This is a genomic window from Streptomyces sp. NPDC059900, from assembly GCF_050270335.1.
Lineage (GTDB): Bacteria > Actinomycetota > Actinomycetes > Streptomycetales > Streptomycetaceae > Streptomyces.
This window is the reverse complement of record NZ_JBNNJZ010000050.1, coordinates 1-20,754: the sequence shown is the minus strand read 5'-3', so window position 1 is coordinate 20,754 and position 20,754 is coordinate 1. Positions and strand designations below refer to the sequence as shown.

At 71.3% G+C, this 20,754-nt stretch carries 21 protein-coding genes; 11 read left to right on the top strand and 10 right to left on the bottom strand.

Features of this window, described 5'->3' with window-relative positions; genetic code table 11:
• Window positions 1-101: 101 nt before the first annotated feature.
• Window positions 102-1,538, top strand: a complete 1,437-nt coding sequence (locus tag ACQKIP_RS10675) for a cytosine permease (protein WP_365865803.1) — start codon at window positions 102-104, stop codon at window positions 1,536-1,538.
• Here ACQKIP_RS10675 and ACQKIP_RS10670 read toward each other — a convergent pair.
• The 3 genes from ACQKIP_RS10670 to ACQKIP_RS10660 form a co-directional block, all read right to left on the bottom strand.
• On the bottom strand, window positions 1,519-2,295 hold the full coding sequence (locus ACQKIP_RS10670) for a class I SAM-dependent methyltransferase (protein ID WP_365865801.1): 777 nt from the start codon (window positions 2,293-2,295) through the stop codon (window positions 1,519-1,521). The two genes, ACQKIP_RS10675 and ACQKIP_RS10670, sit on opposite strands and share 20 nt — an antisense overlap.
• 78 nt (window positions 2,296-2,373) lie before the next feature.
• Window positions 2,374-3,471 carry a branched-chain amino acid aminotransferase gene (locus ACQKIP_RS10665; protein WP_365865799.1) on the bottom strand — a complete coding sequence of 366 codons (1,098 nt, stop codon included), beginning with the start codon at window positions 3,469-3,471 and terminating at the stop codon, window positions 2,374-2,376.
• Between the two features lie 244 nt (window positions 3,472-3,715).
• Complete coding sequence (locus ACQKIP_RS10660) at window positions 3,716-4,765, bottom strand: 3-isopropylmalate dehydrogenase (RefSeq protein ID WP_365865798.1); 1,050 nt, start codon at window positions 4,763-4,765, stop codon at window positions 3,716-3,718.
• Between the two features lie 150 nt (window positions 4,766-4,915).
• Between ACQKIP_RS10660 and ACQKIP_RS10655 the strand changes: the two genes are divergently transcribed.
• Complete coding sequence (locus ACQKIP_RS10655) at window positions 4,916-6,514, top strand: purple acid phosphatase family protein (protein WP_365865796.1); 1,599 nt, start codon at window positions 4,916-4,918, stop codon at window positions 6,512-6,514.
• Window positions 6,515-6,553: 39 nt separating this feature from the next.
• Here the strand turns inward: ACQKIP_RS10655 and ACQKIP_RS10650 are convergent, their stop codons facing one another.
• Window positions 6,554-6,682 carry a hypothetical protein gene (locus ACQKIP_RS10650; protein ID WP_361194286.1) on the bottom strand — a complete coding sequence of 43 codons (129 nt, stop codon included), beginning with the start codon at window positions 6,680-6,682 and terminating at the stop codon, window positions 6,554-6,556.
• 257 nt (window positions 6,683-6,939) lie between these two features.
• A complete protein-coding gene (locus ACQKIP_RS10645; protein WP_365865794.1) occupies window positions 6,940-7,866 on the bottom strand; it encodes a LysR family transcriptional regulator in 927 nt (308 codons plus the stop codon).
• Window positions 7,867-7,968: 102 nt separating this feature from the next.
• On the opposite strand from ACQKIP_RS10645, the gene ACQKIP_RS10640 reads away from it, so the two are divergent.
• A complete protein-coding gene (locus ACQKIP_RS10640) occupies window positions 7,969-8,973 on the top strand; it encodes an NADP-dependent oxidoreductase (RefSeq protein ID WP_365865792.1) in 1,005 nt (334 codons plus the stop codon).
• 9 nt (window positions 8,974-8,982) lie between these two features.
• Here the strand turns inward: ACQKIP_RS10640 and ACQKIP_RS10635 are convergent, their stop codons facing one another.
• Entirely contained in the window at window positions 8,983-9,588 is a 606-nt protein-coding gene (locus ACQKIP_RS10635) for a GNAT family N-acetyltransferase (protein WP_427742792.1), read from the bottom strand.
• Here ACQKIP_RS10635 and ACQKIP_RS10630 point away from each other — a divergent pair.
• Genes ACQKIP_RS10630 through ACQKIP_RS10615 form a run of 4 tightly spaced genes read left to right on the top strand, consistent with a single transcriptional unit; the run spans window position 9,587 to window position 13,077 of the window.
• Window positions 9,587-10,189: a CDP-alcohol phosphatidyltransferase family protein gene (locus ACQKIP_RS10630; protein WP_365865789.1), complete on the top strand. Its 603-nt coding sequence runs from the start codon at window positions 9,587-9,589 to the stop codon at window positions 10,187-10,189. The two genes, ACQKIP_RS10635 and ACQKIP_RS10630, sit on opposite strands and share 2 nt — an antisense overlap.
• A complete protein-coding gene (locus ACQKIP_RS10625; RefSeq protein WP_365865787.1) occupies window positions 10,186-11,049 on the top strand; it encodes a phosphatidate cytidylyltransferase in 864 nt (287 codons plus the stop codon). The genes ACQKIP_RS10630 and ACQKIP_RS10625 overlap by 4 nt, the downstream gene beginning before the upstream one ends.
• Window positions 11,046-12,350 carry a lysophospholipid acyltransferase family protein gene (locus ACQKIP_RS10620; RefSeq protein WP_365865785.1) on the top strand — a complete coding sequence of 435 codons (1,305 nt, stop codon included), beginning with the start codon at window positions 11,046-11,048 and terminating at the stop codon, window positions 12,348-12,350. The genes ACQKIP_RS10625 and ACQKIP_RS10620 overlap by 4 nt, the downstream gene beginning before the upstream one ends.
• A 19-nt stretch (window positions 12,351-12,369) precedes the next feature.
• Window positions 12,370-13,077: a nitroreductase family protein gene (locus tag ACQKIP_RS10615; protein ID WP_365865783.1), complete on the top strand. Its 708-nt coding sequence runs from the start codon at window positions 12,370-12,372 to the stop codon at window positions 13,075-13,077.
• Here ACQKIP_RS10615 and ACQKIP_RS10610 read toward each other — a convergent pair.
• Complete coding sequence (locus ACQKIP_RS10610) at window positions 13,056-14,180, bottom strand: alkene reductase (RefSeq protein ID WP_365865781.1); 1,125 nt, start codon at window positions 14,178-14,180, stop codon at window positions 13,056-13,058. The genes ACQKIP_RS10615 and ACQKIP_RS10610 overlap by 22 nt on opposite strands.
• Before the next feature lie 57 nt (window positions 14,181-14,237).
• Between ACQKIP_RS10610 and ACQKIP_RS10605 the strand changes: the two genes are divergently transcribed.
• Together ACQKIP_RS10605 and ACQKIP_RS10600 are read left to right on the top strand one after the other, a co-directional pair.
• Entirely contained in the window at window positions 14,238-14,606 is a 369-nt protein-coding gene (locus tag ACQKIP_RS10605) for a MerR family transcriptional regulator (protein ID WP_365865779.1), read from the top strand.
• A 113-nt stretch (window positions 14,607-14,719) separates the two neighbouring features.
• Window positions 14,720-15,601, top strand: a complete 882-nt coding sequence (locus tag ACQKIP_RS10600; protein WP_365865777.1) for an alpha/beta fold hydrolase — start codon at window positions 14,720-14,722, stop codon at window positions 15,599-15,601.
• Window positions 15,602-15,678: 77 nt separating this feature from the next.
• Here the strand turns inward: ACQKIP_RS10600 and pruA are convergent, their stop codons facing one another.
• Window positions 15,679-17,310: an L-glutamate gamma-semialdehyde dehydrogenase gene (gene pruA / locus ACQKIP_RS10595; RefSeq protein WP_365865775.1), complete on the bottom strand. Its 1,632-nt coding sequence runs from the start codon at window positions 17,308-17,310 to the stop codon at window positions 15,679-15,681.
• A gap of 41 nt (window positions 17,311-17,351) precedes the next feature.
• The gene (locus tag ACQKIP_RS10590) at window positions 17,352-18,278 is read right to left on the bottom strand and encodes a proline dehydrogenase family protein (RefSeq protein WP_365865773.1); all 927 of its coding nucleotides are present in this window, start codon (window positions 18,276-18,278) and stop codon (window positions 17,352-17,354) included.
• A 180-nt stretch (window positions 18,279-18,458) separates the two neighbouring features.
• Here ACQKIP_RS10590 and ACQKIP_RS10585 point away from each other — a divergent pair, with 180 nt between their 5' ends.
• Window positions 18,459-19,628, top strand: coding sequence for a PucR family transcriptional regulator (locus tag ACQKIP_RS10585; RefSeq protein WP_365865771.1), 1,170 nt, complete (start codon window positions 18,459-18,461; stop codon window positions 19,626-19,628).
• A gap of 97 nt (window positions 19,629-19,725) precedes the next feature.
• Window positions 19,726-20,076: a hypothetical protein gene (locus tag ACQKIP_RS10580; RefSeq protein WP_365865769.1), complete on the top strand. Its 351-nt coding sequence runs from the start codon at window positions 19,726-19,728 to the stop codon at window positions 20,074-20,076.
• 48 nt (window positions 20,077-20,124) lie between these two features.
• Here ACQKIP_RS10580 and ACQKIP_RS10575 read toward each other — a convergent pair whose 3' ends face one another.
• A complete protein-coding gene (locus tag ACQKIP_RS10575; RefSeq protein WP_365865767.1) occupies window positions 20,125-20,715 on the bottom strand; it encodes a TetR/AcrR family transcriptional regulator in 591 nt (196 codons plus the stop codon).
• Between the last annotated feature and the right edge of the window lie 39 nt (window positions 20,716-20,754).

Genomic DNA, 20,754 nt, shown 5'->3' with positions numbered 1-20,754 from the left:
TGACGTGCGAGCTTGACTCAGGTCACATTGAGCGGCACTCAAATAGTCGAACGGCGACCTGTGTGCGCAGGCCGCCACGATCGAGCGTCAGGGGCACCCTCATGCCGATAGAACAGCGCGGAGTCGACACCATCCCGGACGGGGAACGCACCAGCGGCCCCCGCGATCTCATCTCGATCCTGCTCGGCTCCAACCTCTGCCTCGGGGTGATCGTCTTCGGCTGGCTGCCGGTGTCGTTCGGCCTCGGCTGGTGGGCGTCGGTCACGGCCGTGGTGGCGGGCACGGTGATCGGCACGGCTCTCACGGCACCGCTCGCCCTGGTCTCGCTCCGTACGGGCACGAACCTCTCCACGTCCTCCGGGGCCCAGTTCGGCGTGCGGGGCCGCCTGGTCGGCTCGATCGTGGGCCTCCTGCTCTCCCTCGGCTACACCGCGCTGACCATCTGGATCGGCGGCGACGTGATGGTGGGCGTCCTGCACCGCCTGACGGGGCTTCCGACGGGCGGCCTCTCGTACGGGATCGTGTACGCGCTGCTCGCCGCCGCCACGGTGACGGGCGCGGTGTACGGCTACCGGGTGCTGCTGCGCCTGTCGCGCGTGCTCGCGGTCGGCATGACGGCGCTCCTGGTCCTCGGGGTGGTGGCGTACGCCCCCGACTTCACGACGTCGGCGCTCCCGGAGACGGGCGGCTACCTCCTCGGCTCCTTCTGGCCGACGTGGCTCCTGGCCCTGGTGGCGGCGGGCCTGAGCGGCCCGATCGCCTTCATCACGCTCCTGGGCGACTACACGCGCTACATCTCTCCCGCGCGGCACGGCTCGCGCACGGTCCTGCGCGCCTCATGGGCCGGCCTGCTCGCGGGTCTCCTGGTGCCGCAGCTCTTCGGTACGTTCACGGCGTACGCGGCGGGGGCGGCGCTCGACTACGCGGGGCCGCTGGTCTCCGCATCCCCCGGCTGGTACCTGGTCCCGCTGCTCCTGGCCGCCTCCGCGGGGTCGGTCGGCAACGCGGGCCTGATGCTGTACTCGATGGGCCTGGACCTGGACGCGATCCTGCCGCGCGCCTCGCGGGCCCGGGCGACGTACACGGTGGCGGTGGTGGCCACGGGGTGCGTGTTCGCGGGGCACTACGCGTGGGAGGCGCAGGACGCCATGACGTCCTTCGTGCTCCTGCTCACGGCGATCGGCACGCCCTGGGCGGTGATCACCCTGGTCGGGTTCGCGCGCTGCGGGGGCTCCTACGACGCGCAGGCGCTCCAGGTCTTCAACCGCCGCTCCAGGGGCGGGGTGTACTGGTACCGCGGCGGCTGGAACATCCCGGCGACGGTGAGCTGGGCGCTCGGTGCGGCGGTGGGCCTCGCGGCGGTCTCGCTGCCCTCCTACGAAGGGCCGCTGCTCTCCCTGACCGGCGGGGTGGACTGCAGCTTCCTGCTGTCGGGGGTGGTGGGCGGCCTCGCGTACGTGATCCTGGAGCGCGGACCGGCGCCGGTGCCCGCGCCGGACGGCTCCGACGGCACGGCGGTCAGCGTGCCGGCGCCGTGATCAGCTCGTGCAGGTAGCGCTTGGTGATGACTCCGCCGTACGTGCCGTCGATCAACTGCCTGACGCAGCCGAGCAGTCCGGCCCGCGTCTGCCCGTCGAGGGCACGGTGGCCGGAGTAGGTGCGCAGGACGTCGATGTACTGATCGGCGGTGTAGGTGATGTCGCGCGCGAAGCGCCGCACGGTGACCGGGCCGAGCCCGTCCGCACGGTCGAACTCGGCCGTGTCGGCCCGGACATCGTCCTGCGGGGTCAGCCGCAGGCCCGGCTCGGTGGCGTCGGGGTCCCACCACTCGTAACACCCCTGCACCTCGACCCAGAAGTCCTCGCTCCCCCCGGCGACATGATCTGTGGTGACGACGGCGAGAGTCCCGCCGGTCCGCAGGGCCTGCCGCATCTTGGGCACCCGCACGGCGGGGTCGAGCCAGTGGAAGGCGGTGGCACAGACGACCAGGTCGTACGGCTCCCCGGGCAGCGGCCAGGTCTCGAACTCCCCCACCTCCACCCGGGCCCGCGGATACGGGGCGAGATTGCGCCGGGCCACGGCGGCGAGGGCGGGCCCCAGCTCCACGGCGGTGAGGCCGCTGCCGGTCCGCGCCAGCGGCACGGTCAGCTGGCCCGTACCGGGCGCCACCTCCAGCACGCGGCTGCCGGGCCCCAGGTCCGCCTGCCGGACCAGCGCGTCGACCAGCCCGGAGGGATAGCGGGGCCGGGCCCGCTCGTACAACTCGGCATCCCCGTCGAAGATCCCTCGCAGCATCCCCCCACTGTCGCAGAAGGCCGGTCCCGGAAGGTTCACTTCCGGGACCGGCCGTCGTCCGCGTATCCGCGTAAGCCCTCAGCCGAGGTCATGCATCCAGCCGTGGCGGTCCTCCGCCGTCCCCCGCTGGACGTCGAGCAGCGCCTCGCGCAGCTTCATCGTCACCGGGCCCGGCTCGCCGCCGCTCTGGGTCCACTCGCCCGAGCGGCACTTGACCGTGCCCACCGGGGTGATCACCGCGGCGGTGCCGCAGGCGAAGACCTCCGTCAGGGTGCCCTCGGCGGTGTCCGCCTGCCACTGGTCGATCGAGACCCGCGCCTCCTGCGACTCGTAGCCGAGGTCACGGGCGACCGTGAGCAGCGAGTCACGGGTGATTCCGGCGAGGAGCGAGCCCGTCAGGGTCGGCGTGACGATCTTGTCCCCGTACACGAAGTACAGGTTCATGCCGCCGAGCTCTTCGACCCACTTGTGCTCCACGGCGTCCAGGTACGCGACCTGGTCGCAGCCCTTCTCCGCGGCCTCGGCCTGCGCGAGCAGGGACGCCGCGTAGTTGCCACCGGTCTTGGCGTCGCCCACGCCGCCGGGGACGGCGCGCACGCGGTCCTCCGACAGCCAGATCGAGACGGGCTTGACGCCACCGGGGAAGTACGCGCCCGCGGGCGACGCGATGACGATGAAGAGGTACTCGTTGGCCGGCTTCACGCCGAGCCCGACCTCACTGGCGATCATGAACGGCCGCAGGTACAGCGACTCCTCGCCGCCGTGCGCCGGAACCCACGCCTTGTCCGCCTTCACCAGCGCGTCGCACGCCTCGATGAACGTCTCGACCGGCAGCTCCGGCATGGCCAGGCGCCGCGCGGAACGCTGGAAGCGCTCCGCGTTGGCCTCGGGGCGGAAGGAGGCCACCGAGCCGTCGGGGCGGCGGTAGGCCTTGAGGCCCTCGAAGATCTCCTGCGCGTAGTGCAGCACGTTGGTCGCCGGGTCGAGGGAGAGCGGGCCGTACGGCACGAGCTGGCCGTCGTGCCAGCCGCGGCCCTCCGTCCACTTGATCGTCACCATGTGATCGGTGAAGTGGCGGCCGAACCCGGGGTTGGCCAGGATCGCCTCGCGCTCCGCGTTCGACAGCGGGGAGGAGGTGGGCTTGAGCTCGATCGAGGGTGTCGGCGTCGTCGTCATGAGTACTAGTCCTTCACGGTGTGATGGTGACGGACCGCGCTCACGCCCGTACTTCTCGTACTAGGACGTCCGAGTAACCCTGCATTCCGCGGCCCCACGTTCGATTATCGCTCGCGTGGCGCCGAGGAAGAAACAGCGTGAATGCGGCCCGGGGGTCGATGGTGGCACCCGCAGCCGCATACGAGAAGCCGCCGGGTGGTCGACCGACCCGGCGGCTTCTGTGTCAAAAGGGTGAGCCGCCGGGTCAGCCGGCTACTCGCAGGGCGAGCGCGTCGCCGATCTGCTCGGTGGTGCGGACGGTGTCACCGCGCTCCGCGAGGTCCGCGGAGACCGCGGCCTCGATGCGCGCGGCCTCGTCCTCGTGGCCGAGGTGACGCAGGAGCAGGGCGACGGACAGGACGGTGGCCGACGGGTCGGCCTTGCCCTGGCCCGCGATGTCCGGCGCCGAGCCGTGCACGGGCTCGAACATCGAGGGGAACTCACGGCCCGGGTTGATGTTGCCGGACGCCGCGACGCCGATGCCGCCGGAGACGGCAGCGGCGAGGTCGGTGATGATGTCGCCGAAGAGGTTGTCGGTGACGATCACGTCGAACCGCGCGGGGTCGGTGACGAGGTAGATCGTCGCCGCGTCCACGTGGATGTAGTCGGTGGTGACGTCGGGGAACTCCTTCGCCACCTTGTTGAAGACGTTCGTCCACAGGTGCCCGGCGTACGCCAGGACGTTGTTCTTGTGGACGAGGGTCAGCTTCTTGCGCGGGCGGGCCTGCGCACGGGCGAAGGCGTCACGGACCACGCGCTCCACGCCGAAGGCGGTGTTGACGGAGACCTCGGTGGCCACCTCGTGCGGGGTACCGGTGCGGATGGAGCCGCCGTTGCCCGTGTACGGACCTTCGGTTCCTTCGCGTACGACGATGAAGTCGATCTCGGGCTGGCCCTTGAGGGGGGTCGAGACACCCGGGAGCAGCTTCGAGGGCCGCAGGTTGACGTGGTGGTCGAAGAGGAAGCGGAGCTTCAGCAGGAAGCCGCGCTCCAGGACGCCGGACGGGACCGAGGGGTCGCCGATCGCGCCGAGGAGGATCGCGTCGTACTGCTTGAGGGCCTCGGCGTCCGCGTCGGTGAGGGTCTCACCGGAGGCGTGGTAGCGCTTGGCGCCGAAGTCGAACTCCTTGGTCTCCAGCTTCACATCCTGCGGGAGGACGGCGTTGAGGACCTTGAGCCCCTGGGCCACGACTTCCGGGCCGATTCCATCACCGGGGATCACTGCGAGATTGAGGATGCGAGAGCTTGCCGACATGCGGGCAGCCTACGCTTCGTCCCACGGGATGACACACGGAGTCCGGCATGCGGACACCCCTGGTCACGCCACGGGTGGGTCATCACATGGCCACCCGCTCTTTACCCTCAGGCCCGGCGGTAGTTGTCGGTCACGGGGAAGTTCCCTTCCATGGACACCCCCAACGTCGGCATCCCGGAGCAGCTCGCGGCGAAGATGAGCATGCCGGAGCAGCACGAGTACCTCCGCGGGAAGCTCTCGCGCCGCAGAGTCCTGGCCGGTTCGTTCGCCACGGCAGGCACGGTCGGCGGCATCGGCCTGCTCGCCGGCAGTTCGGGCAGCGCCCGCGGCGAGAGCGCGCCGTCCCGGGGCCCGTTCGCCGCGCCGTCCGCGCCGCCCGCGCCCGTGAAGGTCGACGGCAAGCTGGTGGCACCCTTCGCCCGGCATCTCGCGTTCGGCGCCGACCCGAAGACGCAGATGCGGGTCTCCTGGCAGGTGCCGTTCGCGGTCAAGTCCCCCTATCTGCGGGTGGGGCTCAAGCCCTGGGAGCTGAGCCGGAAGATCGAGGCGGAGGTGCGCGACCTGCACACGCCGTCCCTGTCGAAGAAGCTGCCCGCGGTCGAGCAGTACTACCTGCACGCGGCGCTCGACGGGCTCCAGCCCGGCACGACGTACTACTACGGCGTCGGCCACGACGGCTTCGACCCGGCGTCGCCGGGGCGGATGGCGACGATCGGCACCTTCCGCACGGCCCCCGCGCGGGCGGAGAGGTTCGTCTTCACGGCCTTCGGCGACCAGGGCGTGAGCTATCACGCGCTCGCCAACGACCAGGTGATCCTGGGCCAGGATCCGTCCTTCCATCTGCACGCGGGCGACATCTGCTACGCGGACACCACCGGGCACGGCAAGGAGTCCGACACGTACGACGCGCGGGTGTGGGACACCTTCCTGGCGCAGACGGAGTCCGTGGCGAAGTCGGTCCCGTGGATGGTGACGACCGGCAACCACGACATGGAGGCGTGGTACTCGCCCAACGGCTACGGCGGCCAGTCCGCCCGCTGGTCGCTTCCGGAGAACGGCTTCGACCCGCGGAACGCGCCGGGCGTCTACTCCTTCACGTACGGCAATGTCGGTGTCGTCGCGCTCGACGCGAACGACGTCTCGTACGAGATCCCCGCCAACAAGGGCTACACGGACGGCAAGCAGACCGCCTGGCTGGACAAGCGCCTCGGCGAGTTGCGCGCGGACGAGGCCGTCGACTTCGTGGTGGTCTTCTTCCACCACTGCATGTACTCGACGGCGCGGCACGCGTCGGACGGCGGGGTGCGCGACGCATGGCTCGACCTGTTCACGATGCACCAGGTGGACCTGGTGGTGAACGGCCACAACCACGTCTACGAACGCACCGACGCGGTCAAGGGCGGAGAGGTCGGCAAGCCCGTGCCGGTCGGCGCGTCGACCGATCCGACGCGCGACGGCATCGTGTACGTCACCGCGGGCGGCGCGGGCAAGGACCTCTACGATTTTCCGGCGGGCGTGAAGGACAGCTACGAGGGCCATGTCGACGACAGGGATTCGATCCCGTCGTTCCACTGGACCAAGGCGGGCCAGCACGATCCGGACACCGTTCAGTGGTCACGGGTGCGGTACACCGGCTTCTCGTTCCTCGCGGTCGAGGTGACGGCCGGCGCGCACCCGAAACTGTCGGTCTCCGCGCTCGCCGAAAGCGGTGAGCGCGTGGACCACTTCGAGGTGGTACGCGGAAAGTAGCGGTTTGCGCAGGTGAGGGGCTCTGGAAGCGCGGGCGGGTCAGTGACCCGTCTCGCCGCCGTTGTCCCTGCGGTCCAGTGCTCGCTGGAGGGCGGCTGCGGCCTTCCTGCGCTCGGAATCGCTGGTACGGGAGGCGTGGCGGACTCGGCGTGCGGTCGTCTCGGCCATGGGGGATCCACTCCTTGAGGGAAGGGGGTATTTCGAGACGCCGGTAGGGCGGCGAGCGGGGAGCAGCAGGGGTTGCCTGCACGGGGCTCCGGCTCACGACCGCCATTCGCTTGGTCGAGCGAGACGTTCGGCTTCTACAAAGCTAAGCGAGGACGGAGCGTCTGTCTCCACAATTACTCGGACTTCCTACTATCTGAGACGGCCTTCGCTCCCGGCCCCTCCTCAGGCCCCTCCCCGGGCCCCCTTCAGGCCTCTCCTCAGGCCCCTCCTCCAGCCGCTCTGAGCTCGCGGATCAGGGCGCGTACGGCGACCGAGGAGGCCAGCTCAGGGGTGGTGACATAGCCCACCGAGCGCGACGGGCGCTCCGGACCGAGATCGGTGATCTCGATTCCGTCCGGTGCTCCGTTCAGCGAGAGCCCCGGCATGATCGCCATGCCGAGACCCCTGCTCACCATCGAGAGCACCGCTCCGTCGTCCTCGGTCAGGACGGTCGCCTTCGGGATCCAGTCCTGCCCCGCCCACCACGCCCGCGTGTAGGAGCCGCAGTTCTCGTGCCAGTCCACCAACGGCAGGGAGCGCGGATCGGGATGCCCGGCCGGATGCACGAGCGAGTAGGGCTCCTCGATCAGTACGTCACCGATGAGCCCGGCGGGCACCGGCGACGACGCCCCGATCGTCGCGATACCCACGTCCGCACGCCCCTCGGCGACCTCCCCCGCGGTGCCCGCACCCAGCTCACGGACCACGCGCACCTCCGGCTCGATGCCGGGATGCCGGGCGGTGAGCCGCTCCAGGACGGGCGGCAGCAGATACAGGGCCACGCTGCGGAAGGCGGCGATGCGCAGCACTCCCGCGACCGTACCCGTGCCCTGCCCGGCGCCGCGGGCCTCCGCGGCCAGGGTGTCCAGGAGCCGCAGGACGCGGCGGGCGTGGGCGGCGGCGGTCGCACCGGCCGCCGTCGGCGTCGCGCCCTTGCGGCCCCGCTCGAAGAGCACCGCTCCGACTTTGCGCTCCGTCCCGCGTATGGAGTGCGAGACCGCGGACTGCGTGAGCCCCAGCGCCTTGGCCGCCGCCGAGAACCCCCGCTCCCGGTCGACGGCGACGAGGATGCGGAGCTCGTGGGGCGCGAGGTCGGTGGCGGCGGAGGCCGCGGAAACAGGGGCAGCGGCTTGAGCTGCTGTCATCAGGGGTCCCACCTGCTTCTATGAGGGCTCTTCATGGTCCGGGCCGTTCCATGAGCGCAACCCTCTCCCCGGCCCCCCGCATTCCTCCGTACGGTCTCCGCCATGACCGAGACCGCGCTCACCGTGCACCAGACCGCCCGCCCCCACGGCTTCCCCACCCCCGATCACTTCGCCTTCGTCGAATCCCCGCTGCCCCAGCCCGCGCCGGGCACCGCCCTGGTGGAGAACCAGTACTGGTCGGTGGACCCCTACCACCGCGAAATGATGGACGGGGACTTCGCGCTGAACGCCCCCTTGGAGGGCCGCACCCTCGGCCGTGTCATCGCGTCCCGCGACCCCGCGCTCCGCGAGGGCGAGATCGTCTTCCACCGGCAGGGCTGGCGCACCCACACCGTCGTCACCCCCGACGAGGCACGCGCCGTCCCCCGCTTCGACGGCGTACCGCTCTCCGCGCACCTGAGCATCCTCGGCGGCACGGGCCTGACCGCCTATGTCGGCCTCACCCGCATCGCCGAACTCCGCGAGGGACAGGACCTGTTCGTCTCGGCCGCGGCGGGCGGCGTGGGCACGGCCACCGGGCGCCTTGCCCGGCTCATGGGCGCGGGGCGGCTCGTCGGCAGCGCGGGCACGGCCGCGAAGGCCGCGTACCTCACGGAGCACGTCGGCTACGACGAGGTGTTCGACTACCACGCGGGCCCCACGGCCGACCTGCTCGCGAAGGCGGCGCCCGAGGGGATCGACCTCTACATGGACAACGTCGGCGGCGAGCACCTCGAAGCCGCGATCTCCTCGCTGCGCGAGTACGGGCGGATCGTGCGCATCGGCACGATCGCCCAGTACAACAGCACCGGCACGCCGTACACCCTGCGCAACCTCCCCGACATCGTCGAGAAGAGCCTGCGCATGGAGGGCTTCCTCGTGCGCAACCACTACCAGGTGCAGGAGGAGTTGAACGCGTTCGTGGTGCCGCATCTCCAGAGCGGCCGGATCGGGCTGGACGAGACCGTGGTCGACGGCTTCGGCAGCATCGTGGACGCGTTCCTGGGGATGCTGCGGGGCGAAAACCTCGGCAAGATCATCGTGCGGGCCGCGGGAGCCGTGGACTGAGCCCCCGGGCTAGTACACGTCCCCGTCACGCCAGTCGATGAGGAGTTCGTGCACCGGGTCGAGGTCGGCGCCCCACAGGAGCGGGGGCTCCTCGTCGGGCATGTGGACCACGCCCTGCGGGCCGAGGGTGCCGACCGCGCCCTTCCACTCCTGCCAGCCGCGCCCGAGGTAGAGCCGCTGCCCCTCGTCCGACGCCGAGAGCGCGCCGAGGGCGTACGCCCGGTCGATCACCCGCTCCAGGGCGCCCATCACCTGCCCGCCGAGACCCTGCCGCTGCCGGTCGGGGCGGACGGCGACCGCTTCGACGTAACCGATGCGCAGCGAACGGCCGTTGTGCAGGAGCCGGCGCTGGACCACGGAGCCGTGCGCGAGGAGAAGGCCGGATTCGTCGTGCACGAGCGCGTGCATCCCGCCGAGGCCGTGGTCCCAGTCCTGGTCGCTGAAGTCCCCGTCGAACGCCTCGTCCATCAGAGCGCGGGCCGCCCGGAGTTCGGCGGGGTCGAGATCGCAGGTATGGGCCGTACGCAACGTGGTCACCCATCCACCGTACTCAGGCCATATCTGAGTACGCACCCCGATTTGCCCGTGTCCGCACGGCGGCAGAGTCGGTGCCATGAACGGCCTCTACGCTCTCAAGCCCTGGTACGCGGACCGGTTGTCCGGCGTACGCGGCGCGCTCGCCCGCCGCGAGGTGTCGCCCGACACCCTCACTGCGGCGGGTGTGCTCTGCGCCGCGGGCGCGGCGGCGGCGCTCGCCTGGCTGCCGACGCCGATCGCGGCGCTCCCCGTGGCCGTGCTGCTGGCCGCCCGGCTCGCCTTCGCGAACCTCGACGGCGCCCTTGCCCGCGACACGGGCCGCACGACCCGGCGCGGCGCGCTCCTGAACGAACTGGGCGACCGGGCCGCCGACCTGGTCATGCTCGCGGGCTTCCTGGCCCTGACCCCGCTGTGGCTGGTGGCCACGGCGGGCCTCGCGGCGACGCTGCCCTCGTGGGTGTCGCTCGCGGGCGCGGCTGCGGGCGCGCCCCGCTTGAACGGGGGCCCGGTCGGCAAGACGGAGCGCTGCGCCCTGGTGGTCCTCGCGGCGGCTTCCGGGTGGGTCGTACCGGTGCTCGCGGTGATCGCCGCTGGCTCCGCGCTCACCGCGGGGCTGCGATGCGCGCGCCTGTGGCGGCAGTTGGGGACGTCCGCACCCGCTGCCGGTGGCGTCCGATGAGCGCCGCGTTCATCGCGGGGGAGGTCGCGGGGCGGGCCGTGCCCGTGGTCGCCGGAGTGCTCGGCGCCGGTGGCGTGGCCGTCGCCGCGCTGCCCTCACGGGTGCGGATGCGGGCCGAGCTGCGCAAGCGGTGGCGCACCTGGGCGCTGGCGGCACCGCTCTTCCTCGGGGCGTTCTTCCTGGGCCGGGCGGGGGCGTTCGCGCTCGCGGCGGGGCTCGGGGTGATCGCCGTGGGCGAGTACGCGCGGATGGCGGGCCTGCCGCAGGGCGAGCGGGCGGTGCTCGGGGTGGCCGCCGTGGCGGTGCCGGGCATCGCCTGGGGCGCGCCCGGCGCCCTCGATCTGCGCGCGGCGGGCGCGCTGCTCGTCGCCGCCGCCGGTGTGGCCCTCTTCTCCGGGGACACTGCGCGGGGGTTCACCCGGGCGAGCCGGACGGTCTTCGGGCTGCTCTGGATCCCGGTCTCCCTCAGCGGCCTCGTCCTGCTCGGCGACACGGCCGTGGCGGTGGGCGTCGCGGTGGCGTTCGGGGACGTGGGCGCGTGGTGCGGGGGTACGGCGCTCGGCCGCAGGGGGATTCTGTCCCGGCCGCTCTCGCCGCTCTCCCCCAACAAGACCCTGGCGGGCGTCGTGGGCGCGGCCGCCGCGACCGCCGCCGCGCTGGCCGCGGTCGGCGCGTTCTCCCCCGTGCTGTGGGCCGCGGTGCTGGTCGGCTGCGTCATCGGGGATCTTCTGGAGTCGATGGTCAAGCGCGAGGCGGGCGTGAAGGACGCGGGCAGTTGGCTGCCGGGGTTCGGCGGCCTCCTCGACCGGATCGATTCGCTGCTGGTCGCGCTGTTGCTGACGATGGTGGTGACGCTGTGAGGGTTCGTACGAACTACCCGGCCCGTACGACGGATGCAGGCCGTACGACGGATTCAGCCCGTCCGGCGTTCGAGGACGAGCTCGGCGCAGCCGGTGACCGACGGCGCCAGAAGCGGGGCGCAGCCGGTGGCAAGCGGCGCCCGAAGCGGGGCGCGGCCCGCTTCCGCCGGGCCCTCTGGTGGACCCTGCTCACCCTCACCGGAGGTGTCGAACGCCGCGGGCGGCTCCCGCGCGGCGGCTGCGTGGTCGTGGCGAACCACTCCTCGCACGCGGACACCGCGGCCCTGCTCGCCGCCCTGGACGCCCGCCACGCGCCCGCGATCGGCGCCGCAGCCGACTACTGGTTCGCCTCCCCCTGGCGCAGGCGGATCTGCAGCCGCCTGGCCGCGGGCTTTCCCGTACGCCGCACGGGCGGCGGCATGGACGACCTGCTGTCGAGGGCGGACGCCCTGCGCGCGGGCGGAGCCGTCGCCCTCTTCCCCGAGGGCACCCGCGCCCGTGCGGGCGAACTGGGCGCCTTCCACAAGGGCGCGCTCGTCCTGGCCCGGCAGGCGGGCGTGCCCGTCGTCCCGGTCGCCATCGACGGCACCGCCCGCCTGCTTCCCAAGCACGGCAAGCTCCGCCCCACCCTGGTCCGGGTCCGCGTCGGAGCCCCGCTCCCCCCGGACACCGCCCCCGAGGCGGCGCGCGACGCGGTGGCCGAACTGCATCGCCGTACGGCACGGGAGCCGCTCAGGGACTCCGTCACGCGCAAGCGGATCGCGGCTGTCGTCAGCTCCCGCTGGGGCCTCGCGGCGGCCTTCGCCTGGGCCTTCTCGGAGGCGCTGAGGTGGCCCCTGATGCCGGAACTGTTCCTGGCGATCGCCTGCGTGGCGGTGCCGCGCCGGGCCCTGAAACTCTCCGTCACGGCACTCGCGGGAAGCCTCGCGGGCAGCCTGCTCGCACTCCAACTGGCCGCTTCAGGCGTCCAGTTGCCGCACCCGCTGACCACGGACCGGATGCGCGCGGAAGTACGCGCCGAACTGGCCGCCGAAGGCGCGGCGGCCGTCCGCCACCAGCCCTGGAACGGCATCCCCTTCAAGGTGTACGCACGCGAGGCGGGCCGCGCCGACGTCGCACCGCAGGAATGGCTGGCGCAGTCGGCGCTCTCCCGCGGCTCGCGCACCCTCACCGTGGGCCTCGCCTTCGGCGCCTTCGGGTTCCTCGTGCACCGGCTGCGGCGGTTCTACGTCCTGTATCTGGCCCTGCTCGGCGGCGGATTCACGACAGGGCTCTCATTGATCGTGACGGGATGGAGCTGACCGGGGCACACTCGTCAGCATGGCTGACGAGACCGCAGAACGGCCCTGGACCCCCATTCACGGCGAGCCGTACCGCTCCGTTCCCTACCGCCCCGAGCGCATGCCCCAGTCCGAATCCCTCGCGCACGCGGCCGAGTTGAGGACGCGGATGCAGGAGCGGCGTACGGTACGGCAGTTCGCCCCCGACCCCGTACCGCCGCAGGTCGTGCGGGACGCCATCGCGTGCGCGGCGACGGCGCCGTCCGGCGCGCACCAGCAGCCTTGGACGTTCGTCCTCGTCCAGGACCCCGAGGTGCGCCGCCGGATCCGCGAGGCCGCGGAGCACGAGGAGCAGGTCTCGTACGACGGCCGCCTCGGCGAGGAGTGGCTCGCGGCACTGCGCCCCCTGGGCACGGACGAGGTGAAGCCGCACCTGACGGACGCGCCCGCGCTCGTCGTCGTCTTCCAGCAGCGCTACTGGCTCGGCGACGACGGCACCAAGCACAAGCACTACTACGTCGACGAGTCGGTCGGCATCGCGGTGGGAATGCTGCTGTCCGCGCTGCACCTGTCGGGCCTCGCCGCGCTGATCCACACGCCGAGCCCGATGCGGTTCCTGTCGCAGGTCCTCGGCCGCCCCGAGAACGAGAAGGCGTTCGCGGTGATCCCGGTGGGCTATCCGGCGGCGGACTGCCGGGTGCCCGATCTCGTACGGAAGTCGCTTGATCAGGTCCTGGTGGAGGTCTGAGCGAGGACCAGTTCACGCTCCATCGAGGGGTAGTCGGTGTACCCCTCGGCCCCGTGGGTGTAGAGGTGCGCCGCGTCGATCTCCTGGAGCGGCGCGCCCGCCGCGAACCGCTCCGGCAGGTCGGGGTTGGAGATGAAGGCCCGCCCGTACGAGACGAGGTCCGCCAGGCCCGCGGCGAGTACCGCCTCTCCGGCCTCGCGGGTGGTCGGGTCGCCGTTCTCGCCGACGTTGCCGATGAGCGTGCCGTGCCAGTGGGGGCGCAGGTCGGCGAGGGCCGGGTAGCTGTCGTTGTCGGTGAGGTGGAGGTAGGCGAGCCCGAGGCCGTCGATCTCGTCCAGGAGCGCGCGGTAGACCGGGCCGGGGTCGGCCTCGGCCATCCCGAACTGCGGGTTGCCCGGCGAGAGGCGCAGGCCCAGGCGCTCGGCGCCGATGGCGTCGGCGACGGCGCGGGTCACCTCGACGGCGAAGCGGATGCGGTCGGCGATCGAGTTCCGGCCGTACTCGTCGTCGCGGAAGTTGGTGTTGTCGGCGAGGAACTGGTGGATCAGGTAGCTGTTGGCGCCGTGCAGTTCGACTCCGTCGAAGCCGGCGGCGACGGCGTTGCGCGCCGCGGTGACGTGGTCGCGCACGGCGGCGTGGATCTCGTCGACGGTCATGGCGCGCGGAACGACCGGGTCCGCCTTGCGCCCGCCGCTCACGTGCACCCGGCCGGGGACGAGCACGGCGGAAGGTCCCGCGGGGAGATCACCGTCGATCCGCGCCAGGGGGTGGCCCTTGCGGCCCCCGTGCATGAGCTGGGCGTAGATCCGGCCGCCGGCCTCGTGCACCGCCTCGGTCACCGCGCGCCAGCCCGCGATGTGGGCCGGGGTCTGGAGCCCGGGGATCCGCCAGTCGCTCTGGCCGCTGCTGGCGGGCCAGATGCCCTCGGTGACGATGAGGCCCGCGGAGGCGCGCTGGGCGTAGTGGTCGGCGACCACCGGCAGCGGCGTGCCGTCGTCCGCGGCCCGGTGGCGGCTCATGGGGGCCATGACGATGCGATTGGGCAGACGCAGGCCGTAAGAGGCGGGCGCGGAATACGGTGTGAGGAGCTCGGTGTTCGTCATGCCGGAACGGTAGAAGCTGACACCGGTGTCAGATTCAAGTGCGGAGGTACGCGGGACATGAGGATCGGCGAGCTGGCGAAGCGTACCGCTGTGAGCGAGCGGTCCCTGCGCTACTACGAGAAGCAGGGCCTGCTGTACGCGGACCGCACACCGGGCGGCCACCGCGACTACCCCGACACGGCGGTCGACCGCGTCGTGCACATCCAGGAACTGTTCGCGGCGGGCCTGTGCAGCGCGAAGATCGTGCAGCTGCTCCCCTGCATGCGGGACAAGGACGGCGGCCCCTCGGAAACGGCCACGCCGTGGCTGGTGGAGGAGCTGTCCGTGGAGCGCGCCCGGATCGACGGAATGGTGGAGGAACTGCTGCGGGCCAGGGACGTCCTGGACGAGGTCATCTCCGCTGCGGCCGGCCAGAGCAGCACCTGACCCCTCACGCGGCACTCAACCACCTAACCCTTCACAGGGCATTGACCGGTTACAACGGCCCGTGCTCTACTCACCCCTGAAGCAACCACTAAAACTAGGTTGAGGGGTTAGACATGAGCAACAGGACCCACCACCGCTCCGTCACCGTCCGGGGCCACGAGATCGCCTACCGCGAGGCCGGCCCCGCCGACGCCCCCGTCCTCCTGCTGCTGCACGGCTTCCCCTCCAGCTCGCACATGTTCCGCGACCTCATCCCGCTCCTGTCCCACCGCTACCACGTCATCGCACCCGACCACGTCGGCTTCGGCCGCTCCGCCACGCCGCCCGCGGGGGACTTCACGTACTCGTTCGCCGAACTCGCCGATCTCACCGCGGAGTTCACCGAGGAATTGGGCCTGACGCGCTTCGCGCTCTACATCCAGGACTACGGCGCACCCATCGGCCTGCGCCTGGCCCTCGCGCACCCCGAGCGCGTCACCGCGATCGTCACGCAGAACGGCAACGCGTACGAGGAGGGCCTCGGCACCGAGGCCTGGGCGCCCGTCCTCGCGTACATCGCGGACCCGAACGAGAAGACCGCCGCGCCCGTCCGGGAGATCCGCTCCCCCGAAGGCATCAAGTGGCAGTACACGCACGGCGTTCCCGACCCCACCCTGGTCAGCCCCGATGCCTGGCTGCACGACGCCGCGCTGATGGCGCGCGAGGGCCAGGACGAGATCCAGCTCTCCCTGATCGGCGACTACGGCAGCAACATCGGCCTTTACCCCGCCTTCCAGGAGTACTTCCGCACCTCCCGGGTCCCGCTGCTCGCGGCCTGGGGCGCCCACGACGAGATCTTCGTGCGGGACGGCGCCCTCGCCTTCCTGCGCGATCTGCCGGAGGCCGAGGTGCACCTCCTGCCCGCCGGTCACTTCGCCCTGGAGACCCACGCGGCACAGATCGCCGGCCTGATCGACGACTTCCTGGCCCGGCGCCTCGATGCACCGGTGCGGTGAAAAAGCACCGCCTCCGACCGGGGTGGGGCCCGGGTCGGAGGCGGGGTTCAAGGGAGGGCCAGGGGCCCTGGAGGGCGTCAGCCCATGTGCGGGTACGAGTACTCCGTCGGAGACACCAGCGTCTCCTTGATGGCACGGGTCAGCGTCCACCGCTGGAGGTTCTGCGGGGCACCGGCCTTGTCGTTCGTGCCGGAGGCACGCCCGCCGCCGAAGGGCTGCTGCCCGACGACCGCACCGGTCGACTTGTCGTTGATGTAGAAGTTGCCCGCGGCGTAGCGGAGCTTGTCCATCGTGTACGCGGCAGCCGCACGGTCACCGGCGATGACCGAACCGGTCAGCGCGTAGTCCGACGCCGACTCCATCTGGGTCAGCATCTCCTCGTACTTGTCGTCCTCGTAGACGTGGATCGCGAGGAACGGGCCGAAGTACTCGGTGGTGAAGACCTCGTTGGCCGGGTCGGTGCACTCGACGACGGTCGGGCGCACGAAGTAGCCCACCGAGTCGTCGTACGTGCCGCCCGCGACGATCGTGCAGGTCGGGTCGGCCGCCGCACGGTCGATCGCCGCCTTGTTCTTGGCGAACGCACGCTCGTCGATGACGGCGCCGATGAAGTTCGACAGATCGGTGACGTCACCCATCTTGATGCCGTCGACCTCGGCCGCGAACTCCTCCTTGAAGCCGGAGTTCCAGATCGAGGCGGGGACGTACGCACGCGACGAGGCGCTGCACTTCTGGCCCTGGAACTCGAAGGAGCCACGGGTCAGGGCCGTCTTGAGGACGGCGCGGTCGGCGCTCGGGTGCGCGACGACGAAGTCCTTGCCGCCCGTCTCGCCGACCAGGCGCGGGTACGTGCGGTAGTTGGCGATGTTCTCGCCGACCGTCTTCCACAGGTGCTGGAAGGTCGGGGTCGAGCCGGTGAAGTGGATGCCCGCCAGGTCGCGGTGGGTCAGGGCCACCTCGGAGACGGCGATGCCGTCACCGGTCACCAGGTTGATGACGCCCTTGGGCAGGCCCGCCTCCTCCAGGAGCTGCATGAGCAGCACGGCGGCGTGCGTCTGCGTCGGGGACGGCTTCCACACGACCACGTTGCCCATCAGGGCCGGGGCGGTGGGGAGGTTGCCCGCGATGGCGGTGAAGTTGAAGGGGGTGATCGCGTAGACGAAGCCCTCGAGCGGGCGGTGGTCCAGGCGGTTCCAGACGCCCGTCGAGTTCGCCGGGGGCTGCTCGGCGAGCAGGTCACGGGCGTACTTGACGTTGAAGCGCCAGAAGTCGACGAGCTCACAGGGCGTGTCGATCTCGGCCTGCTGGGCGGTCTTGGACTGCCCGAGCATCGTCGAGGCGGCCATGGTCTCGCGCCACGTCGTGGAGAGCAGCTCGGCGGCGCGCAGGATGATCGCGGCACGGTCGTCGAAGGACATCGCGCGCCACGCCGGGGCGGCGGCGAGGGCGGCGTCCACGGCGTCCTGCGCGTCCTGCTTGGTGGCGCCGCGGCCGGTGCCGATGACGGCCTGGTGGTTGTGCGGCTGCACGACCTTGAAGGGCTCACCGCCACCGAGGCGCTTGACGCCGCCGATGGTCATCGGCAGCTCGATGGGGTTCTCGGAGAGCTCCTTGAGCTTCGTCTCGAGGCGGGCACGCTCCGGCGAACCGGGCGCGTAGCCGTGCACCGGCTCGTTGACCGGCGCGGGGACCTGGGTGACGGCGTCCATGAGTTCTCTATCTCCTTGGAGGGGGTCGGGGGAAAGGGAGCTCAGCCCTTGGTGAGGATGGAGCGGGCGAAGAAGAGCAGGTTGGCCGGCTTCTCCGCGAGGCGGCGCATGAAGTATCCGTACCAGTCGGTGCCGTAGGCGGTGTAGACGCGCATCCGGTGGCCCTCGGCCGCGAGCCGCAGGTGCTCGTCGCTGCGGATGCCGTACAGCATCTGGAACTCGTACTCGTCCAGTTTGCGCCCGGCACGGCGCCCGAGCTCCTGTGCGATGGAGATCAGGCGCGGGTCGTGGGACCCGATCATCGGGTACCCGTCGCCCTCCATCAGGATGCGCATGATCCGCACGTACGCCTTGTCGATCTCCGCCTTGTCCTGGTACGCGACCTCGGCGGGCTCCTTGTAGGCGCCCTTCACGATGCGTACGCGGCTGCCGGCGGCGGCCAGGCGGCGGGCGTCGTCCTCGGTGCGGAAGAGGTACGACTGGATGACGCAGCCGGTCTGCGGGAAGTCCTTCCGCAGCTCCTCGTGGATGACGAACATCGAGTCGAGGGTGGTGTGGTCCTCGGCGTCCAGGGTGACTGTGGTGCCGATCGCCGCGGCGGCGACGACCACCGGGCGGACGTTGGCGAGTGCCAGCTCGTGGCCGCCTTCGAGCGCCTGGCCGAACATCGACAGCTTCACGGACATCTCGGCCTTCGCGCCGAGACCGAGGTCCTTCAGCCGCTCGACGAGCTCCAGGTAGGCGTCGCGCGCGGCGGCGGCCTGCTCGGGCGTGGTGATGTCCTCGCCGACGACGTCGAGGGTGACCTCGAGGCCCTTGTCGGCGGCGTCCGTGATGATCGGCACGACCTGGTCCACGCTCTCACCGGCGATGAAGCGGCTCACGACCTGCTTGGTGCCCGGCGCCGCCGACACGAATCGGCGCATCTGGTCGCTGCGCGACGCGGCGAGGATCACGGGACCCAGCACGGGCACCTCCACGGGGAGTAGAAACGGGGCCATACCTGGATACGCAGAACGAACCGGTACGGCACGGAGAACCACCGTGAAACTTAAGGATCCCTCCGATCCGGGGCCATCGACACCTGTCACGCATCCGTGCCCTGGATCTCAGACATCTGTCTGAAGGTGGGGTCGAACTACGTCAGAATGGACAGTGTGAAAGGTGATTACCAGGAACTCGTCGACGAGATCTCAGCCCTGCTCGGCGCTCCGGCGACGCTGGAGAACCGCGATTTCGAGCTGATCGCCTTCGGCGCGCACGACAGCGGCGGCGACACCGGCTTCGACGCGACGGCGCTCGACCCGGTGCGCACCCGCTCGATCCTCACGCGCCGCTCCACGGCGGAGGTCCGCACGTGGTTCGAGAGCTTCGGCATCACCCGGGCAACGGCCCCGGTCCGCATTCCGCCCACCCCGGAGGCGGGCGTGCACCGCGGGCGGATCTGCCTTCCCGTACGGCACCGGGGGTTCGCCCTGGGGTACGTATGGCTGCTCGACGGCGATCCGGGACCCACGGACGCCCAGCTGACCGCCGCCATGGAGGTCGCCGCCCGCATCGGAGCGCTGCTCGCCGACGAGGTGCAGGCCGGCGCCGATCTGACCCGGGAGTTCCGTGCCGCCCTGACCGCCGAGCGGGGCTGGCAGCGGGACATGGCCGTGGCCGATCTGCGGACGGCGCTCGGCCCGCGCGGCGAGGGCCTGCACGCGGTGGTCTGCGTGGCCCCCTGGCCCTCAGCCGACCCGGACTCCGCCCCCTCGGTCCGTACGGTGCAGGGGGCCACCGCCCTGTGCACGGTGCCGTGGGGCACGGCGGGCCAGAGCCTCGCGGTCCTGGTCCGGCTGCGCTCGGCGGACGTGACCACCCCGGCGGTGTCGGCGGCGACGCGGCTCCTGGAGACGGCCAAAGACGCGGCGGCGGGCATCGCGAGCGCCCGGCACGGCCTCGACGATCTCGGCGCCGCCTGGTGGGAGGCATCGACGGCGGCCCGCGCGGCCCGCGCCGAACCCCGCTTCGCCCCGGTGGCCCAGTGGTCGGAGGTGGGCCCCTACCGCCTGCTCACGTCCCTGCCCCCGGAGGCCGCCGAGGACCCGGCGGCCCGTGCCCTGCTCTCCCCCGCCCACCGCGAACTGGCCCGCACCGCCGAGGTGTTCCTGGACTGCGCGGGCCAGGCGGGCCGCGCGGCGGCCGAGTTGGGCATCCACCGCCAGACGCTGTACTACCGCCTCTCGCGCGTGGAGCAGCTCACGACCCTGGACTTGGACGACGGCGAGGACCGCCTGCTCCTACACATGGTCCTGAAGTCGTCACGACTGTAAGCGCCGCGCAACGAACGACCACAGCCATGATCGCGGGGGGATACGGTTCTCGGCGTCCGAACATCCGTCCCCCCACAAACGGGAGAACGAACACTTCATGAAGTTCAGACTGTTGGCCCCCGCGGTCGCCTTCTCCGCCCTCGCCCTCGTCGGCACCACGGTCGCCACCAGCGGCACCGCCGTCGCCGCGTCGAAGCCCGACTGCTCCCGCCGCATCTCCAACGTCCCCGCCAAGGAGACGGTCAAGGTGCGCACCCACGCGAAGGTGGGGGCCACCGCCGTCAGCCAGTGGAACAAGGGCAAGAAGGGCACCCTCTGCAACGACGGCAAGTTCTACACGGGCCAGAAGTACAAGCTGTGCGGCAAGACCAGCACCAAGTGGCTGTACGGCAGCCAGTTCAGCCGCAAGACGGGCTGGATCCCCGCCGCCTGCATCAAGTGGTCGTAACCGCATAACCACCACTGCCCTGAGGCCGGTCCGCACCGCGGGCCGGCCTCAGTCGGCGGCCCCGGACACCCGCTCCATCACCCGCCGCAGCCCCTCGGTGAGCTGCTCGGCGTCGGTCGCCGACGCCTCGTCGAACAGCCACTGGACCATCAGGCCGTTGAGCAGCGTCGTATAGAAGCGCCCCTCGGTGTCCACGACGTCCTCGGGCAGATCGCTCTCCGCGATTCCGGTGAACATCGCGGCGAGCCCGCGCCGCCCCTCCACCTGCGCCTTGGCCAGCAGATCGCGAACGCCAGCGAGCCGTTCCCCCTGCGTGACGACCTCCAGGCTCAGCATCCAGATCGCCCGCGCCTCGGGGATCGACCGGATGACGTTCGCCCACGTCTCGCGGAACCTCTCCAGGCCGCCGCCCCGCGGCGCGCCCGCCGCACCGACCGCGGCCTCGAAACCGTCGCCCATGGGCTCGATGAGCGCGACGTACGCCTCGGCGAGCAGGGCGTCCTTCGAGCCGTAGTGATAGCCGATGGACGCCAGGTTCGTGCCCGACTCCTTCACGATGTCGCGGGCCGTCGTGCGGACGAAGCCCTTCTCCAGCAGGCAGCGCTTGGCGCCTTCGAGCAGATCCTCACGGTGTCCCATGCGGTCACCCTACTCCCGATCCATACATCTGTCCCATAC

Coding starts and splice junctions, on each gene's coding strand:
- ACQKIP_RS10675 (WP_365865803.1), top strand. CDS start 102: ATGCCGATAGAACAGCGCGGAGTCGACACCATCCCGGACGGGGAACGC.
- ACQKIP_RS10670 (WP_365865801.1), bottom strand. CDS start 2,295: ATGCTGCGAGGGATCTTCGACGGGGATGCCGAGTTGTACGAGCGGGCC.
- ACQKIP_RS10665 (WP_365865799.1), bottom strand. CDS start 3,471: ATGACGACGACGCCGACACCCTCGATCGAGCTCAAGCCCACCTCCTCC.
- ACQKIP_RS10660 (WP_365865798.1), bottom strand. CDS start 4,765: ATGTCGGCAAGCTCTCGCATCCTCAATCTCGCAGTGATCCCCGGTGAT.
- ACQKIP_RS10655 (WP_365865796.1), top strand. CDS start 4,916: ATGGACACCCCCAACGTCGGCATCCCGGAGCAGCTCGCGGCGAAGATG.
- ACQKIP_RS10650 (WP_361194286.1), bottom strand. CDS start 6,682: ATGGCCGAGACGACCGCACGCCGAGTCCGCCACGCCTCCCGTACCAGC.
- ACQKIP_RS10645 (WP_365865794.1), bottom strand. CDS start 7,866: ATGACAGCAGCTCAAGCCGCTGCCCCTGTTTCCGCGGCCTCCGCCGCC.
- ACQKIP_RS10640 (WP_365865792.1), top strand. CDS start 7,969: ATGACCGAGACCGCGCTCACCGTGCACCAGACCGCCCGCCCCCACGGC.
- ACQKIP_RS10630 (WP_365865789.1), top strand. CDS start 9,587: ATGAACGGCCTCTACGCTCTCAAGCCCTGGTACGCGGACCGGTTGTCC.
- ACQKIP_RS10635 (WP_427742792.1), bottom strand. CDS start 9,588: ATGGCACCGACTCTGCCGCCGTGCGGACACGGGCAAATCGGGGTGCGT.
- ACQKIP_RS10625 (WP_365865787.1), top strand. CDS start 10,186: ATGAGCGCCGCGTTCATCGCGGGGGAGGTCGCGGGGCGGGCCGTGCCC.
- ACQKIP_RS10615 (WP_365865783.1), top strand. CDS start 12,370: ATGGCTGACGAGACCGCAGAACGGCCCTGGACCCCCATTCACGGCGAG.
- ACQKIP_RS10610 (WP_365865781.1), bottom strand. CDS start 14,180: ATGACGAACACCGAGCTCCTCACACCGTATTCCGCGCCCGCCTCTTAC.
- ACQKIP_RS10605 (WP_365865779.1), top strand. CDS start 14,238: ATGAGGATCGGCGAGCTGGCGAAGCGTACCGCTGTGAGCGAGCGGTCC.
- ACQKIP_RS10600 (WP_365865777.1), top strand. CDS start 14,720: ATGAGCAACAGGACCCACCACCGCTCCGTCACCGTCCGGGGCCACGAG.
- pruA (WP_365865775.1), bottom strand. CDS start 17,310: ATGGACGCCGTCACCCAGGTCCCCGCGCCGGTCAACGAGCCGGTGCAC.
- ACQKIP_RS10585 (WP_365865771.1), top strand. CDS start 18,459: ATGGACAGTGTGAAAGGTGATTACCAGGAACTCGTCGACGAGATCTCA.
- ACQKIP_RS10580 (WP_365865769.1), top strand. CDS start 19,726: ATGAAGTTCAGACTGTTGGCCCCCGCGGTCGCCTTCTCCGCCCTCGCC.
- ACQKIP_RS10575 (WP_365865767.1), bottom strand. CDS start 20,715: ATGGGACACCGTGAGGATCTGCTCGAAGGCGCCAAGCGCTGCCTGCTG.